The organism is Streptomyces sp. NPDC004732 (assembly GCF_040609235.1).
In the GTDB taxonomy this organism is placed as follows: Bacteria; Actinomycetota; Actinomycetes; order Streptomycetales; family Streptomycetaceae; genus Streptomyces.
The window spans coordinates 55,797-71,073 of the sequence record NZ_JBEXJR010000012.1; the positions used below are offsets into that span (position 1 = coordinate 55,797).

Annotated in this window: 13 protein-coding genes; 6 read left to right on the forward strand and 7 right to left on the reverse strand. The window is 70.7% G+C overall.

Going from position 1 to position 15,277, the window contains the following annotated elements; translation table 11 throughout:
* Positions 1-31 precede the first annotated feature (31 nt).
* Entirely contained in the window at positions 32-1,003 is a 972-nt protein-coding gene (iolC, locus tag ABZV77_RS32405; RefSeq protein WP_356264653.1) for a 5-dehydro-2-deoxygluconokinase, read from the reverse strand.
* 138 nt (positions 1,004-1,141) lie between these two features.
* Here iolC and ABZV77_RS32410 point away from each other — a divergent pair, with 138 nt between their 5' ends.
* The 4 genes from ABZV77_RS32410 (at position 1,142) to ABZV77_RS32425 (ending at position 5,401) form a co-directional block, all read left to right on the forward strand.
* Positions 1,142-2,041, forward strand: coding sequence for a sugar phosphate isomerase/epimerase (locus ABZV77_RS32410; RefSeq protein WP_356264655.1), 900 nt, complete (start codon positions 1,142-1,144; stop codon positions 2,039-2,041).
* 321 nt (positions 2,042-2,362) lie between these two features.
* Positions 2,363-2,560, forward strand: coding sequence for a MarR family transcriptional regulator (locus ABZV77_RS32415; RefSeq protein ID WP_356264658.1), 198 nt, complete (start codon positions 2,363-2,365; stop codon positions 2,558-2,560).
* A 131-nt stretch (positions 2,561-2,691) separates the two neighbouring features.
* Positions 2,692-3,012, forward strand: a complete 321-nt coding sequence (locus ABZV77_RS32420) for a heavy-metal-associated domain-containing protein (RefSeq protein WP_356264660.1) — start codon at positions 2,692-2,694, stop codon at positions 3,010-3,012.
* 115 nt (positions 3,013-3,127) lie between these two features.
* Positions 3,128-5,401 (forward strand): heavy metal translocating P-type ATPase, encoded by a 2,274-nt coding sequence (locus ABZV77_RS32425; protein ID WP_356264663.1) that lies wholly within the window; start codon positions 3,128-3,130, stop codon positions 5,399-5,401.
* A 411-nt stretch (positions 5,402-5,812) separates the two neighbouring features.
* Here the strand turns inward: ABZV77_RS32425 and ABZV77_RS32430 are convergent, their stop codons facing one another.
* On the reverse strand, positions 5,813-7,111 hold the full coding sequence (locus tag ABZV77_RS32430) for a citrate synthase (RefSeq protein ID WP_306332543.1): 1,299 nt from the start codon (positions 7,109-7,111) through the stop codon (positions 5,813-5,815).
* Positions 7,112-7,244: 133 nt separating this feature from the next.
* Positions 7,245-9,530 carry an ATP-dependent RecD-like DNA helicase gene (locus ABZV77_RS32435; RefSeq protein ID WP_356265176.1) on the reverse strand — a complete coding sequence of 762 codons (2,286 nt, stop codon included), beginning with the start codon at positions 9,528-9,530 and terminating at the stop codon, positions 7,245-7,247.
* Between the two features lie 336 nt (positions 9,531-9,866).
* On the opposite strand from ABZV77_RS32435, the gene ABZV77_RS32440 reads away from it, so the two are divergent.
* Positions 9,867-10,433 carry a DUF937 domain-containing protein gene (locus tag ABZV77_RS32440; protein WP_356264666.1) on the forward strand — a complete coding sequence of 189 codons (567 nt, stop codon included), beginning with the start codon at positions 9,867-9,869 and terminating at the stop codon, positions 10,431-10,433.
* A 45-nt stretch (positions 10,434-10,478) separates the two neighbouring features.
* Here ABZV77_RS32440 and ABZV77_RS32445 read toward each other — a convergent pair whose 3' ends face one another.
* From ABZV77_RS32445 to ABZV77_RS32455, 3 genes are read right to left on the reverse strand one after another with little or no spacing between them, the layout of a single operon-like run.
* Positions 10,479-11,315 (reverse strand): sugar phosphate isomerase/epimerase family protein, encoded by an 837-nt coding sequence (locus ABZV77_RS32445; RefSeq protein ID WP_356264669.1) that lies wholly within the window; start codon positions 11,313-11,315, stop codon positions 10,479-10,481.
* Entirely contained in the window at positions 11,312-12,481 is a 1,170-nt protein-coding gene (locus tag ABZV77_RS32450) for a dihydrodipicolinate synthase family protein (protein ID WP_356264672.1), read from the reverse strand. The genes ABZV77_RS32445 and ABZV77_RS32450 overlap by 4 nt, the downstream gene beginning before the upstream one ends.
* Positions 12,478-13,638 (reverse strand): Gfo/Idh/MocA family oxidoreductase, encoded by a 1,161-nt coding sequence (locus tag ABZV77_RS32455; protein WP_356264675.1) that lies wholly within the window; start codon positions 13,636-13,638, stop codon positions 12,478-12,480. The genes ABZV77_RS32450 and ABZV77_RS32455 overlap by 4 nt, the downstream gene beginning before the upstream one ends.
* A gap of 134 nt (positions 13,639-13,772) precedes the next feature.
* On the opposite strand from ABZV77_RS32455, the gene ABZV77_RS32460 reads away from it, so the two are divergent.
* Entirely contained in the window at positions 13,773-14,816 is a 1,044-nt protein-coding gene (locus ABZV77_RS32460) for a LacI family DNA-binding transcriptional regulator (RefSeq protein WP_356264678.1), read from the forward strand.
* A 5-nt stretch (positions 14,817-14,821) separates the two neighbouring features.
* On the opposite strand, the gene ABZV77_RS32465 is transcribed toward ABZV77_RS32460, so the two are convergent.
* Positions 14,822-15,256 carry an NUDIX hydrolase gene (locus ABZV77_RS32465; RefSeq protein ID WP_356264681.1) on the reverse strand — a complete coding sequence of 145 codons (435 nt, stop codon included), beginning with the start codon at positions 15,254-15,256 and terminating at the stop codon, positions 14,822-14,824.
* Between the last annotated feature and the right edge of the window lie 21 nt (positions 15,257-15,277).

Genomic DNA, 15,277 nt, shown 5'->3' on the forward strand with positions numbered 1-15,277 from the left:
CGAGAACGGCGCCCCCGTCGGGCGTACACAGTCACGTGACGGCCCCCTCAGACACCGCCAAGGCGACCTCGCCAGCAAACGGCATGGCGGAAGAACACTCCAGCCGCGAAGCAACGATCGCCCCCGCCGCATTGGCGTACCGCATGATCCGTTCGAGGTCCCACCCCGCGAGCAGCCCGTGGCACAGCGCCCCGCCGAACGCGTCGCCCGCGCCGAGCCCGTTGAGCACCTTCACGGGCAGCGGCGGAACCTGCGCGATCTCGCCCGCACGGTTCATCGCGAGCACGCCCTCGGGACCCTGCTTGACCACGGCCAGCTCGACGCCCGCGTCGAGCAACGCATGTGCCGCCGCGAAGGGTTCGCGCTTCCCCGTGGCGATCTCCACCTCGTCGAGGTTGCCGACGGCGACGGTGGCGTGCGCGAGGGCGGCCTCGTAATGGGGCCGCGCCTCACCGGGGTCGGCCCAGGCTGTGTCTTTCCAAAACATCGGCCGCCAGTCCAGATCGAAGACCGTGGTCCCGGCCCGCGCCCGGTGGGCGAGCGCCGCCAGCGTGGCCGAGCGGCTGGGCTCCGCGCACAGCCCCGTGCCCGTCATCCAGAAGATCCGCGCCGCGGCGACGGCGTCGAGGTCGAGCTCGCTCGCGTAGATCTCCAGGTCGGGCGCCTTCGGCAGCCGGTAGAAGTACAGCGGGAAGTCGTCCGGCGGGAAGATCTCGCAGAACGTCACCGGCGTCGGCAGGCCCGCGACCGGGCTCACCCAGCGGTCGTCGACGCCGAAGTCCCGCAGCGCGCCGTGCAGGTACTCCCCGAAGGGGTCCTCGCCGGTCCGGGTGATGACGGCGACCCGGCGGCCGAGGCGGGCCGCGGCGACCGCGACGTTGCTGGCGGAGCCGCCGAGGAACTTCCCGAACGCGGTCACCTCGGCGAGGGGCACCCCGGTCTGCAGGGGATACAGGTCCACCCCGATCCGGCCCATCGTGATGACGTCGTACGGATCACTCACCCTGTGCGTCCTTTCGCCGGGCCCGACCGCTCGTGTGCCCCCAGGTCTAATCCCGCCCCAGGAACCCTGTCAACATTTTGTCCTTACATTCGGACCACTGCTTGACACTCTTCCGAACCGGCCTGGACGCTGGCTGCCATGACGACGCTGTCTCGCATCCGGATCGGTTCGGCGCCCGACTCATGGGGCGTGTGGTTTCCCGAGGACCCGCGGCAGGTTCCGTGGCGCCGTTTCCTCGACGAGGTCGCGGAGTCCGGGTACGAGTGGATCGAGCTCGGCCCGTACGGCTATCTGCCCACCGACCCGGCCGAACTGACCGCGGAGACGGCCCGCCGCGGCCTCAAGGTGTCCGCGGGCACGGTCTTCACGGGGCTGCACCACGGGCCCGCCGTCTGGGAGAAGACGTGGGCGCACGTGGCGGACAACGCGGCGCTCGCGCAGGCCATGGGCGCCGAGCACCTCGTCGTCATCCCCTCCTTCTGGCGCGACGACAAGACCGGCGAGGTCCTGGAGGACCGCGTCCTGACGCCCGCACAATGGCGCGAACTGACCACCCAGACCGAGCGCCTGGCCCACGAGGTCCGCGAGCGGTACGGGCTGCGCGTCGTGGTCCACCCGCACGCGGACACGCACATCGACAGCGAGGAGAACGTCACCCGTTTCCTCGACGCCACCGACTCCGACCTCGTCTCGCTCTGCCTGGACACCGGGCACTACGCCTACTGCGGCGGCGACAGCGTCAAGCTCATCGAGACGTACGGCGAACGCATCGGCTATCTGCACCTCAAGCAGGTCGACCCGGAGATCCTCGCCGGTGTGCGGGCCGAGGAGGTGCCGTTCGGGCCCGCGGTGGCCCGCGGGGTGATGTGCGAGCCGCCCGCCGGGGTGCCTGCCCTGGAGCCCGTGCTCGCGGCGGCACAGGAACTGGGCGTCGACCTCTTCGCCATCGTCGAGCAGGACATGTACCCGTGCGACCCGGACAAGCCCCTGTCGATCGCCCGCCGCACCCGCTCCTTCCTGCGGTCGTGCGGCGCGTAGGCCCCTGAACCCCCTGAGCCCCCGGCACCCCCGGGGTTCTCGGTCACTCCCTGTCGACCCCACGGCCACGGGGCCGCCCGCACGCCTCGTGTGCGCCGGGGCATCGCGCCCTCCGCATGCGTCTCTTCTGTCACAAACACTGCCTTCCTGTCACACATGTCTCATGTACGCGGGTCTTGCGTCACAGGGGGTCGACAGTCACTTTCCAACGGTCACTCTGCGTCGTTCACCGGGCACAGGCTGAGTGATCGCCGCGCGCTGCACCCAGCTCCCCCGTCGGCCTCTCCGGCCGCCCTGGGTGCGCGCAGGGAGGTGCCACCGATGACCGACCGCAGGCTCTGGTCGTACAAGGAGATCGCCGCGCACATCCGTGTGCAGCCCGACACGGTCCGCTCGTACCGCAAGCACGGGCTGCTGCCCGACCCCGACCACGTGGAGAGCGGCAAGCCCTTCTGGTACGCGGACACCGTCCGCGCCTGGGTGGCGGCCCGGCCCGGCAACCGGGGACGCAGGGACTGACACCGCGGCCCCACCTCGTTGAGAAATACCCCCTAGGGGTATAGTCTCGAGTGCGTCAGGAGGTCGCCGGGGTTCCGGAGCCCCCTCCCGCACGCTACGCCGCATTCGTACACACCCCCGAGGAGAACGACATGAGCGCCCAGACCGAGCTCCCGCAGGCCGCGTCCGAGACCACCGGGTCCTGCTGCTCCCCCAGCGGTTCCTGCCACTCCGACGCGACCGACGCTCCCCAGGGCGCCGTCACCACCGTGTACGAGGTGACGGGCATGACCTGTGGACACTGCGAGGGCGCCGTCTCCGAGGAGATCTCGGAGCTCGCGGGCGTCGCCTCCGTCAAGGCCGTCGCCGCCACGGGTCTGGTCACCGTGGTCTCCGAGGCCCCGCTGGACGAGGCCGCGGTGCGCGCCGCCGTCGACGAGGCGGGCTACGAGCTCGCGGGCGTCAAGGCCTGACCTCCGGGCCGCGAAGTCCGACCGGCGGCCCGCCGGGTACCCGGGCCCTGTGGTGTCGACCGACACCACAGGGCCCGTCGCCGTCCCACGATCCCGGAAGTAGTACGAAAGAGTCATGACCGAAGTCGAACTCGCCGTCGGCGGAATGACCTGCGCCTCCTGCTCCTCGCGCATCGAGAAGAAGCTGAACCGCATGGAGGGCGTGACCGCCACGGTCAACCTCGCCACGGAGAAGGCGAAGGTCTCCTTCGGCGAGACCGAGTCGGGCGCGGCGGTCGAGGTCGCCCAGCTGATCGCGCTGGTCGAGAAGCTGGGCTACACGGCCGAGGAGATCGTGCCGCCCCCGCCCGAGCCCCTCGAACCCCTGCCCGGCGGCGCCCCGGCCCCCACCACCGCCGACATCACCGAGCCCGACACCCTGCGGCAGCGCCTGATCGTCTCCGCGGTCCTCTCCCTGCCCGTCGTGCTGCTCGCGATGGTCCCCGCCCTGCAGTTCGACTCCTGGCAGTGGCTCTCGCTGACGCTGGCCGCGCCGGTCGTCGTGTGGGGCGGGCTCCCCTTCCACCGCGCCGCGTTCACCAACCTCCGGCACGGGGCCGCGACCATGGACACCCTCGTCTCGGTCGGCACGCTGGCCGCCTTCGGCTGGTCGCTGTGGGCGCTGTTCGTCGGGGACGCCGGGATGCCGGGGATGCGGCACGGCTTCGACTTCACGGCATCGCCGGGCGACGGCGCGTCGACCATCTATCTGGAGGTCGCCGCGGGCGTCGTCACGTTCATCCTGCTCGGCCGCTGGCTGGAGGCCCGCTCCAAGCGGAAGGCGGGATCGGCGCTGCGCGCCCTGCTCGAACTGGGCGCGAAGGACGTGGCGGTGCTGCGGGACGGCACGGAGCAGCGGGTGCCGGTCGGCCGACTGGCCGTCGGGGACCACTTCATCGTACGCCCCGGGGAGACCGTCGCGACCGACGGCACCGTCGTCGAGGGCGCCTCCGCCGTCGACGCCTCGATGCTGACCGGTGAGTCCGTGCCGGTCGACGTGGGCGTCGAGGACGCCGTGACCGGGGGCACCGTGAACGTCTCCGGGCGCCTGGTGGTGCGGGCGACCCGGGTCGGCTCGGACACCCAGCTGGCGCGGATGGCGCGGCTCGTCGAGGACGCCCAGACCGGCAAGGCCCAGGTGCAGCGCCTCGCCGACCGGATCGCCGGGATCTTCGTGCCGACCGTGCTGCTCATCGCGGTCGGCACGCTCGGCGGCTGGCTGGGCGCCACGGGCGACGCGACCGCCGCGTTCACCGCCGCGGTCGCCGTACTGATCATCGCCTGCCCGTGCGCCCTGGGCCTCGCCACGCCGACCGCCCTCATGGTCGGCACCGGCCGCGGCGCCCAGCTCGGCATCCTCATCAAGGGCCCGGAGGTCCTGGAGTCCACCCGCAAGGTCGACACCATCGTCCTGGACAAGACCGGGACGGTGACGACGGGCCGCATGGAGCTGACGGACGTGCACGTCGCCGGGGACACCCAAGAGCGGCTCCTGCTCCGCCTCGCGGGCGCCCTGGAACACGCCTCCGAGCACCCGGTGGCCCGCGCCGTCACGGCGGGCGCCGCCGAGCGTCTCGGTCTGGCCGCCGGGGAGCTGCCGACACCCGAGCGGTTCGAGAACGTCGCCGGGGCCGGGGTGCGCGGCACGGTGGACGGGCACGAGGTGCTCGCCGGTCGCGAGCGGCTCCTCGCGGAGGCGGGGGTGACGGGTCTGGAGGCCGTGGCGAAGCTGCGGGACGACGCGGAGGCCGCCGGGCGCACGGCGGTCCTGGTCGCCTGGGACGGCGCCGCACGCGGCGTCCTTGCCGTCGCGGACGCCCTGAAGGAGACCAGCGCCGAAGCGGTGCGCGAGCTGCGCTCGCTCGGCCTGACGCCGGTACTGCTCACCGGCGACAACAAGGCCGTCGCCCGGACCGTCGCCGACGCGGTGGGCATCGCCCCGGACGCCGTGTTCGCTGAGGTCCTGCCGCAGGACAAGGTCGACGTCGTGCGGCGGCTGCAGGGCGAGGGCAGGGTCGTGGCGATGGTCGGGGACGGCGTGAACGACGCGGCCGCGCTCGCCACCGCCGACCTGGGCCTCGCGATGGGCACCGGCACGGACGCGGCCATCGAGGCGAGCGACCTGACATTGGTGCGCGGGGACTTGCGGGTCGCGGCCGACGCCATCAGGCTCTCCCGCAAGACCCTCGCCACCATCAAGGGCAATCTCTTCTGGGCCTTCGGCTACAACGTCGCCGCACTGCCGCTCGCCGCCGCCGGTCTCCTCAACCCGATGATCGCGGGGGCCGCGATGGCCTTCTCCTCGGTCTTCGTGGTCACGAACAGTCTTCGTCTGAGGACATTCGCATAACGTCTTCACAGGGTCGTTTCAGCATCTTCACCCCGTTCCCGAGATCCACATATCGGGGATCTTGCGCATGTACTGGACATATGCAGGAGACGCAGATCACAGTGATTGCAACGTAACCATTGAGGGGGGTCGCGAGTCTAATGGGGCGATGCAGGAAGATGTCTTGGGGGACGTCTTCCGACATCGGGGGACATCTTGGGGGATGTCCCTGGAATGGCGTTGCCGGGGCACGTGCACCGGGGAGCTTTGAGCGGCCCTCCCGTACGTACGCGTCCCGGCAGACCGCAGGGCAACCAAAGACGCCCGGCCGGATCCCGTGGGGGGAATCCGCACCGGGAAAAAGGGAAGCGCCCCGACCGTCGACCCGTGGGGGGATCGATGGCGGGGCGCTTTCCGCTTTGCGGGTGGAGCTCAGCGGCCCTCGACGGGGACGAAGTCGCGGAGGACCTCACCCGTGTAGATCTGGCGCGGGCGGCCGATGCGCGAACCCGGCTCCTTGATCATCTCGTGCCACTGGGCGATCCAGCCCGGGAGACGGCCCAGCGCGAAGAGCACCGTGAACATCTCGGTCGGGAAGCCCATGGCCCGGTAGATCAGGCCCGTGTAGAAGTCGACGTTCGGGTAGAGCTTGCGCTCGACGAAGTAGTCGTCGGCCAGCGCGTGCTCTTCCAGCTTCAGGGCGATGTCGAGCAGCTCGTCGGACTTGCCGAGCGCCGAGAGGACGTCGTGCGCCGCCGCCTTGATGATCTTCGCCCGGGGGTCGAAGTTCTTGTAGACGCGGTGCCCGAAGCCCATGAGCTTCACGCCGTCTTCCTTGTTCTTCACCTTGCGGATGAAGGTGTCGACGTCGCCGCCGGAGGCCTGGATGCCCTCGAGCATCTCCAGGACCGACTGGTTGGCGCCACCGTGCAGCGGACCCCACAGGGCCGAGATGCCGGCGGAGATCGAGGCGAACATGTTCGCCTGCGAGGAGCCGACCAGACGCACGGTGGAGGTCGAACAGTTCTGCTCGTGGTCCGCGTGCAGGATCAGGAGCTTGTCGAGCGCGGAGACCACGACCGGGTCCAGCTCGTACTCGGCGGCGGGCACCGAGAAGGTCATGCGCAGGAAGTTCTCGACGTAGCCGAGGTCGTTGCGCGGGTAGACGACCGGGTGGCCCTGCGACTTCTTGTACGCGTAGGCCGCGATCGTCGGAAGCTTGGCGAGAAGGCGGATCGTCGAAAGGTGACGCTGCTTCTCGTCGAACGGGTTGTGGCTGTCCTGGTAGAACGTCGACAGCGCGCTGACCACGGACGACAGCATCGCCATCGGGTGGGCGTCACGCGGGAAGCCGTCGTAGAACCGCTTGACGTCCTCGTGCAGCAGGGTGTGCTGCGTGATCTCGTTCTTGAACGTGGCCAGCTCGTCGACCTTCGGCAGCTCGCCGTTGATCAGGAGGTACGCCACCTCGGTGAAGGTGGAGCGCTCGGCCAGCTGCTCGATCGGGTAGCCGCGGTACCGGAGGATGCCCTCCTCACCGTCGAGATAGGTGATGGCGGATTTATAGGCTGCGGTGTTGCCATAGCCGCTGTCCAGGGTCACCAGACCGGTCTGGGCGCGGAGCTTCCCGATGTCGAAGCCCTTGTCGCCGACGGTCGACTCGATCACCGGGTAGGTGTACTCGCCATCGCCGTATCGCAGTACTACACCGTTGTTAGCGTTCTCGCTCACGTCATCCCTCACCGACGTTGTGCCTCTTCTTCGAGGTGCCCTGACTGTCTCTACCATCCCCCATTTGGCCCTGGAGAGTGCACTCGGGGTCGACCATTGGGCCTATTGGCGGCACTCAGTGCCGCCAACCTGCTCATCCTGCCCCCTTCGCCCCGGTTCCGGAAGTGCTGTGTGACCTTTCCGACTCGTTTGATCGATCAAAACGTCCAGGGCCTGTCCCGCGGCGCCCCGAAAGCCGGAAATCCAGGGCCGTACAGCGCCTTCCCGCGGACACCGTGCGCACTGCCTGCCCCAGAGCCTTGCGCGAACCGACCAGGACGACCAGCCTCTTGGCGCGTGTCACGGCGGTGTAGAGCAGATTGCGCTGCAGCATCATCCATGCGCCGGTGGTGACCGGGATCACCACCGCGGGATATTCACTCCCCTGGGAGCGGTGGATCGTCACTGCGTAGGCATGTGCCAGCTCGTCAAGTTCGTCGAAGTCGTACGGGACTTCCTCGTCCTCGTCGGTGCGGACGGTGAGCCGCTGCTCGTCGGCGTCGAGGGCGGTGACGACGCCCACCGTGCCGTTGAAGACGCCGTTCTCTCCCTTTTCGTAGTTGTTGCGAATCTGGGTGACCTTGTCCCCGACGCGGAACACCCGGCCGCCGAACCGCTTCTCGGGCAGGTCGGGCCTGGCGGGCGTGATGGCCTGCTGGAGGAGGCCGTTGAGGTTTCCTGCGCCTGCGGGGCCGCGGTGCATGGGGGCGAGGACCTGCACGTCGCGGCGCGGGTCGAGGCCGAACTTCTTGGGGATGCGGTGCGCGGCGACGTCCACCGTCACGCGGCCCGCGTCCTCGGTCTCCTCCTCGACGAAGAGGAAGAAGTCCTTCATGCCCTGGGTGATGGGCGGGACGCCGGAGTTGATGCGGTGGGCGTTGGTGACGACGCCCGACTCCTGGGCCTGCCGGAAGATGCGGGTGAGGCGGACGGCGGGGATCGGGCTCCCGTCGCTGAGCATGTCCCGCAGGACTTCGCCCGCGCCGACGCTGGGCAGCTGGTCCACGTCGCCCACGAAGAGCAGATGGGCGCCGGGCGGGACGGCCTTCACCAGCTTGTTGGCGAGCAGCAGGTCGAGCATCGACGCCTCGTCGACGACGACCAGATCGGCGTCGAGCGGCCGCTCCTTGTCGTACGCCGCGTCTCCCCCGGGCCTCAGTTCGAGCAGGCGGTGCACGGTGGAGGCCTCGGCTCCGGTGAGCTCGGCGAGGCGCTTGGCGGCGCGTCCGGTGGGGGCGGCGAGGACCACCTTGGCCTTCTTGGCGCGGGCCAGCTCGACGACGGAGCGGACCGTGAAGGACTTTCCGCAGCCGGGGCCGCCGGTCAGGACGGCGACCTTCTGGGTCAGCGCGAGCCGGACCGCCTCCTTCTGCTCGGGCGCGAGCTCGGCCCCGGTGCGCGCCGCGAGCCAGGCGAGGGCCTTGTCCCACTCGACGTCCTGGAAGGCGGGCATGCGGTCGTCGCCGGTCTTCAGGAGGCGCAACAGCTGTCCGGCCAGGGACAGTTCGGCGCGGTGGAAGGGGACGAGGTAGACGGCGGCGATGTCGTCGCCCCCGTCCGGGTCGGGGAGCGCTTCGCGGACGACGCCCTCCTCCTCCCCGGCCAGCTCGGCGAGGCAGTCGATGACCAGGCCCGTGTCGACCTGGAGGAGCTTCACCGCGTCCGCGATGAGGCGCTCCTCGGGGAGATAGCAGTTCCCCTGGTCGGTGGATTGCGAAAGGGCGTACTGCAGGCCTGCCTTGACGCGCTCCGGGCTGTCGTGCGGGATGCCGACGGACTGGGCGATGCGGTCGGCGGTGAGGAAGCCGATGCCCCAGACGTCGGCGGCGAGGCGATAGGGCTCGTTCTTCACCACGGAGATCGACGCGTCCCCGTACTTCTTGTAGATGCGCACGGCGATGGAGGTGGAGACGCCGACTCCCTGGAGGAAGACCATGACTTCCTTGATGGCCTTCTGCTCCTCCCAGGCGGCGGCGATCATCTTCGTCCGCTTGGGGCCGAGGCCGGGCACTTCCACGAGGCGCTTCGGCTCGGTCTCGATGATGTCGAGGGTGTCCACGCCGAAGTGGGTGGTGATCCGGTCGGCCATCACGGGGCCGATGCCCTTGATGAGGCCGGAGCCGAGATAGCGGCGGATGCCCTGGATGGTGGCGGGCAGCACCGTCGTGTAGTTCTCGCAGGTGAACTGCTTGCCGTACTGCGGGTGGGAGCCCCAGCGGCCCTGCATGCGCAGCGATTCACCGGCCTGGGCGCCGAGCAGCGCGCCGACGACGGTGAGCAGGTCACCGGAGCCGCGGCCGGTGTCCACCCGCGCGACCGTGTAACCCGTCTCTTCATTGGCGTACGTGATGCGTTCGAGGACCCCCTCGAGCACCGCCATCGCCGGACCTGGACCTGGACTCGACATGATCCGACGCTACCGCCCGGCACCGACAGCGCGGCGGGCCTGTGGACAACTACCGGGAACTACGAAGGGGTCTGGCCTCCCAGCCAGACCCCTTCGGGTTTCCCTCCCCTGTCAGAACTTGCGATCCCCCCGGATCGCCCGGATCCCCCCAGATCCTGGTTCCCCCCTCATAAAGCTCTGACCACCTATACGACACGCGTGGTGCCCGAAGGGTTGCACGGTGTTGCCAAAAGTTTTTTCCGATCGCGGCCCGGCGCTCGGAAACGGCTCCAGGTGCCGACAAAGCGGGGCACACGTAGCGTTTGACGCATGAGCGATGATTCCCAGCCCGCCGAGTCTCAGCCCGCCGCGCCCCGGTCCTCCGAGCCCCGGTCCTTCGAGCAGGACGTGCTGAACGAGCTCGGCGACGACAGGCTCCAGGAGATCGCCGGGCTGCTCGGCACGGACGCGTCCGGCGCACAGGAAGTCGTGGGCACCACGGTCTCCGCGCTCTCCGGAGACATCCGGGGCAGGGCCGCCGACCCCGCGGAGGCCGACGAGGTGCGGCAGGCGTTCGCCGAGGTCGAGCCCGCCGATCCGCCCCTGCAGGGGGTGGCCGCCTTCGGCGGCCTCGGCGGTCTCGCCGCGGGCGGGATGATGTCCGGCATGCTCGCGAAGATGAGCAGGCCGGTGGCCAACGCGGTCTCCAAGAAGACCGGCATCCCCGCGCCGACGGTCACGCGCGTGATCGAGATGCTCATCCCCGTGGTGCTCGCGGTGCTCTCCAAGAGGGCGGCGCGGACCAAAGCACCCGGCGGCGGCACCCCGAACGGCTCCGCGCCCTCCGGCGGCGGCCTCGGTGATCTGCTGGGTCAGATCCTGGGCGGCAAGAAGTAGCTCACGCGGAGCGCATGTCACGGCTCACGGCTCACGGACCGCAGCTCACGCGTGCGTGCGGAAGCGTTCTGCCGTCTCCTTCAGCACCTCGCCCCCGTCCCGCGCCCACAGCTCCTCGTTGAAGATCTCGACCTCGATCGCGCCGCGGTACCCGGCGGCGTCCACGGCCTCCCTGAAGGCCCTGAAGTCGATGCTCCCGTCCCCCAGTTGCCCCCGCCCGAGGAGCACGCCCGCGGGCAACGGGGTGATCCAGTCCGCCAGTTGGAAGGCGTGCAGCCGACCGCCGCGGCCCGCCCTCGCGATCTGCGCGGGCGCCTGGTCGTCCCACCAGACGTGGTACGTGTCCACGACCACCCCGACCTGGTGCGCGGGGAAGCGTTCCGCGAGGTCGAGGGCCTGGCCGAGGGTGGAGACCACACAGCGGTCGGAGGCGAACATCGGGTGCAGCGGCTCGATGGCGAGGCGCACGCCCCGCTCCTCGGCGTAGGGCCCGAGGACGGCGAGCGCGTCCGCGATGCGTTCCCGCGCCCCCGCCAGGTCCTTGCTGCCTGCCGGGAGGCCGCCCGAGACCAGGACCAGGGTGTCCGTGCCGAGTGCCGCCGCCTCGTCGACCGCCGCGCGGTTGTCGTCGAGGGCACGCGCGCGTGCCCTCTCTTCGACGTCCGTGAGGAAGCCGCCCCGGCACAGGCTCGTCACCGTGAGCCCGGCGTCCCGCATGAGGCGGGCGGTGCGCTCGACCCCGTACTCCTGGACGGGCGCGCGCCACAGGCCGACGGCCCCGATGCCCTCCTTGGCGCAGCCCTCGGTGAGTTCGGGGAGCGACCACTGCTTGATGGTCTGCTGGTTGATGCTCAGCCGTGAGGACGGCACGGGCTCGCTCATTGGGGCACTCCGTGGACGGTGAGCAGGGATCGCATGCGGGCGGCCGCGAGGGCCGGGTCGGGGAACAGGCCGAGGCCGTCGGCCAGTTCGTAGGCGCGGGCCAGGTGGGGCAGCGAGCGGGCCGACTGCAGGCCGCCGACCATCGTGAAGTGCGTCTGGTGCCCGGCCAGCCAGGCGAGCAGGACGACTCCGGTCTTGTAGTAACGGGTGGGGGCCTGGAAGAGGTGCCTGGACAGTTCGACGGTGGGGTCGAGGAGTGCGCGGAAGCGCTTCGCGTCCCCCGTGTCCAAGGCGCGTACGGCCTCCGCGGCGAGCGGGCCGAGCGGGTCGAAGATGCCGAGCAGGGCGTGGCTGAAGCCGTGGTCGTCCCCGGCGATCAGTTCGGGGTAGTTGAAGTCGTCGCCGGTGTAGCAGCGCACGCCGTCGGGCAGGCGGCGGCGCAGGGCGATCTCGCGGTCGGCGTCCAGGAGCGAGACCTTGATGCCGTCGACCTTGTCGGGGTGGGCGGCGATCACCTCCAGGAAGGTGTCCGTGGCCGCGTCGAGGTCGGCCGACCCCCAGTAGCCCTCCAGGGCGGGGTCGAACATCGGGCCGAGCCAGTGCAGGATCACGGGTTCGGCGGACTGGCGCAGGAGGTGGCCGTACGTCTCCAGGTAGTCGTCCGGGGACGCGGCCGCGGCGGCCAGGGCGCGGGACGCCATGAGGATCGGCTGGGCACCGGCCGACTCGACGAGGGCGAGCTGCTCCTCGTACGCGCTCCTGACCTCCACGAGGCCCGCGGGGCCCGCCAGTTGGTCGGTGCCGACGCCGCACGCGATCCGGCCCCCTGCCGCCTTCGCCTCGGCGGCCGACCGGGTGATCAGCTCGGCCGCTCCGGCCCAGTCCAGGCCCATGCCCCGCTGGGCGGTGTCCATGGCCTCTGCGACGCCCAGGCCGTGCGACCAGAGGTGGTGGCGGAAGGCGAGGGTGGCGTCCCAGTCGACGGCGGCGGGGCCGTCCGGCGACACGTCCGCGCGGGGGTCGGCTACCACGTGGGCGGCGGAGAAGACGGTGCGGGAGGTGAGCGGGGGGCCGCCTGCGGTCGTGGGCGGCGGCTCGGCGCGCGGGGTGTACGCGCGCGTGCCGCCGTCCGCGGCCGGAAGCAGCACCTGGAGAGGACCGGTCACAGCGCGATCTCCGGCACCTCGATGCGACGGCCCTCCGCGGAGGACCGCAGGCCCAGCTCGGCGAGCTGCACGCCGCGGGCGCCCGCGAGGAGGTCCCAGTGGTAGGGCGCGTCGGCGTACACGTGCCTGAGGAAGAGCTCCCACTGCGCCTTGAAGCCGTTGTCGAAGCCCTCGGGCCCCTGGTTGTCCGGGACCTCCTGCCACTGGTCGCGGAAGGAGTGGGTGACGGGCAGGTCCGGGTTCCAGACCGGCTTGGGGGTCGTACTCCGGTGCTGCACCCGGCAGTTGCGCAGCCCCGCGACGGCGGATCCCTCGGTTCCGTCGACCTGGAACTCCACGAGCTCGTCGCGGTTGACGCGCACCGTCCAGGAGGAGTTGATCTGCGCGACGGCACCGCCGTCCAGCTCGAAGATGCCGTACGCGGCGTCGTCGGCGGTGGCGTCGTAGGGCTTGTCGCGCTCGTCCCAGCGCTGCGGGACGTGGGTGGCGGTGAGCGCCTGGACGCTGCGCACACGGCCGAAGAGCTCGTGCAGGACGTACTCCCAGTGCGGGAACATGTCGACGACGATGCCGCCGCCGTCCTCGCTGCGGTAGTTCCAGGACGGGCGCTGGGCGGGCTGCCAGTCGCCCTCGAAGACCCAGTAGCCGAACTCGCCGCGGACCGACAGGATCCGCCCGAAGAAGCCGCCGTCGATCAGCCGCTTCAGCTTGAGCAGTCCCGGCAGAAAGAGCTTGTCCTGGACGACGCCGTGCTTGATGCCCGCCTCCTCGGCGAGGCGCGCGAGACCGAGGGCGCCTTCGAGCCCGGTGGCGCTCGGCTTCTCGGTGTAGACGTGCTTGCCCGCCGCGATGGCCCGCTTGATGGCGTCCTCGCGCGCGGAGGTGAGCTGGGCGTCGAAGTAGATGTCGACGGTCGGGTCGGCGAGGACCGCGTCCAGGTCGGTCGAGTAGTGCTCCAGGCCGTGCTGGGCGGCGAGGGCGCGCAGGGCGTGCTCCCTGCGGCCGACCAGGACGGGTTCGGGCCACAGCACGGTGCCGTCGCCCAGGTCGAGGCCTCCTTGTTCCCGGAGGGCAAGGATCGAGCGGACCAGATGCTGGTGGTGTCCCATGCGTCCGGTGACGCCGTTCATGGCGATGCGCACCGTCTTGCGTGTCACGAAAGTCCCTCCGTAGGGGCGTAGCAAGCGCTTTCTATCCAGAGGCAAGCTAGCCTGCCGCACAAGGTTCGGACAAGGGCTTCGGTCGAGAGCGGTGACCGGGCGAGACAAACGGGTGACCGGAGGACCAGAAGATGACCGTGACCCTGGCGGATGTGGCAGCGCGCGCACAGGTCTCCCCCGCCACCGTCTCCCGCGTGCTGAACGGCAATTACCCGGTGGCGGCCGCCACCCGCGAGCGCGTCCTGCGCGCCGTCGACGAACTCGACTACGTCCTCAACGGCCCCGCGAGCGCACTCGCCGCGGCCACCTCGGACCTGGTCGGCATCCTCGTCAACGACATCGCCGACCCCTTCTTCGGGATCATGGCGGGCGCCGTGCAGTCCGAGATCGGCGGGCCCGGCGGGCGGGCCGGCGGGGAGCGCATGGCCGTCGTCTGCAACACCGGCGGCTCCCCCGAGCGCGAACTCACCTATCTCACGCTCCTTCAGCGCCAACGCGCCGCCGCGGTGATCCTCACCGGCGGCGCGGTCGAGGACGCCGAGCACGCCGAGGCGATCGCCGGGAAGCTGCGGCGCCTCACGGAGGCGGGCACCCGGGTGGTGCTCTGCGGCAGGCCGCCCTCCCCGGACACCGACGCGGTGGCGCTCACCTTCGACAACCGCGGCGGCGGGCAGCAGTTGACGGAACACCTGCTGGGCCTCGGCCACCGCCGCATCGGCTACATCGCGGGCCCGGAGGAGCGCACGACCACCCGCCACCGCCTGGAGGGCCACCGCGCCGCGCTCGCCGCCCGCGGCATCGGGGACGACCCGGCCCTGACGGTCCACGGCCCCTACGACCGCCGCTCCGGCTACGACGCCACGGACGAACTCCTGCGCCGCGCCCCGGACCTGACGGCCGTCGTCGCCGCCAACGACACGGTGGCGCTCGGCGCGTGCGCGGCCCTGCGCGACAAGGGCCTGCGCATCCCGGACGACGTGTCGGTGGCAGGCTTCGACGACCTCCCGTTCAGCATCGACGCGGTCCCCGCCCTGACGACGGTGCGCCTCCCCCTGCACGAGGCGGGCGCCCGCGCGGGCCGCATCGCCATGAGCAAGGAGAAGCCCCCGCCGGGCGGTGTGGCGACGGTGCACGGGGAGCTGATGGTGCGGGGGTCCACGGCGGGGCCGCGGTAAAGCCCTTACGCGCCCTGATCGGCCAGGAGCAGGGCAAGGGGCCCGGCCGCCAGGAGGAAGCGGCCCTCGGTGGCGGCATTGATCGCGTCCCGCATGAGCCACCAGGTGAGTTTGAAGTCGACTTCGGTCGGCGTGAGCTGTTGTGGACCCAGGGTCAGGTCACTAGCCTCGTAGAGGTGCACGCGGGCCGTAGAACCCAGCGTCATCGCGTACGCGCCCAGGGCCCGCCACTGATCGGCAGTGATGCCTGCTTCTTCCTGGAGTTCGCGCTGTGCGCACTCCGCAGGCGACTCGCCGTCCTCTCGCCGTCCGCCAGGCAGGAAGAGGTACTCACCACCGTGGCGCGGAAATTGGGCGCTCAGGAGGGCTACCCTGCCACCTTCGTCGCGGGCCACCACCACGGAGGCATCGCGTACTGGGCCCCTGTGAACGTCGCTCATGTGCGGCGAGCTTAGTCGCGG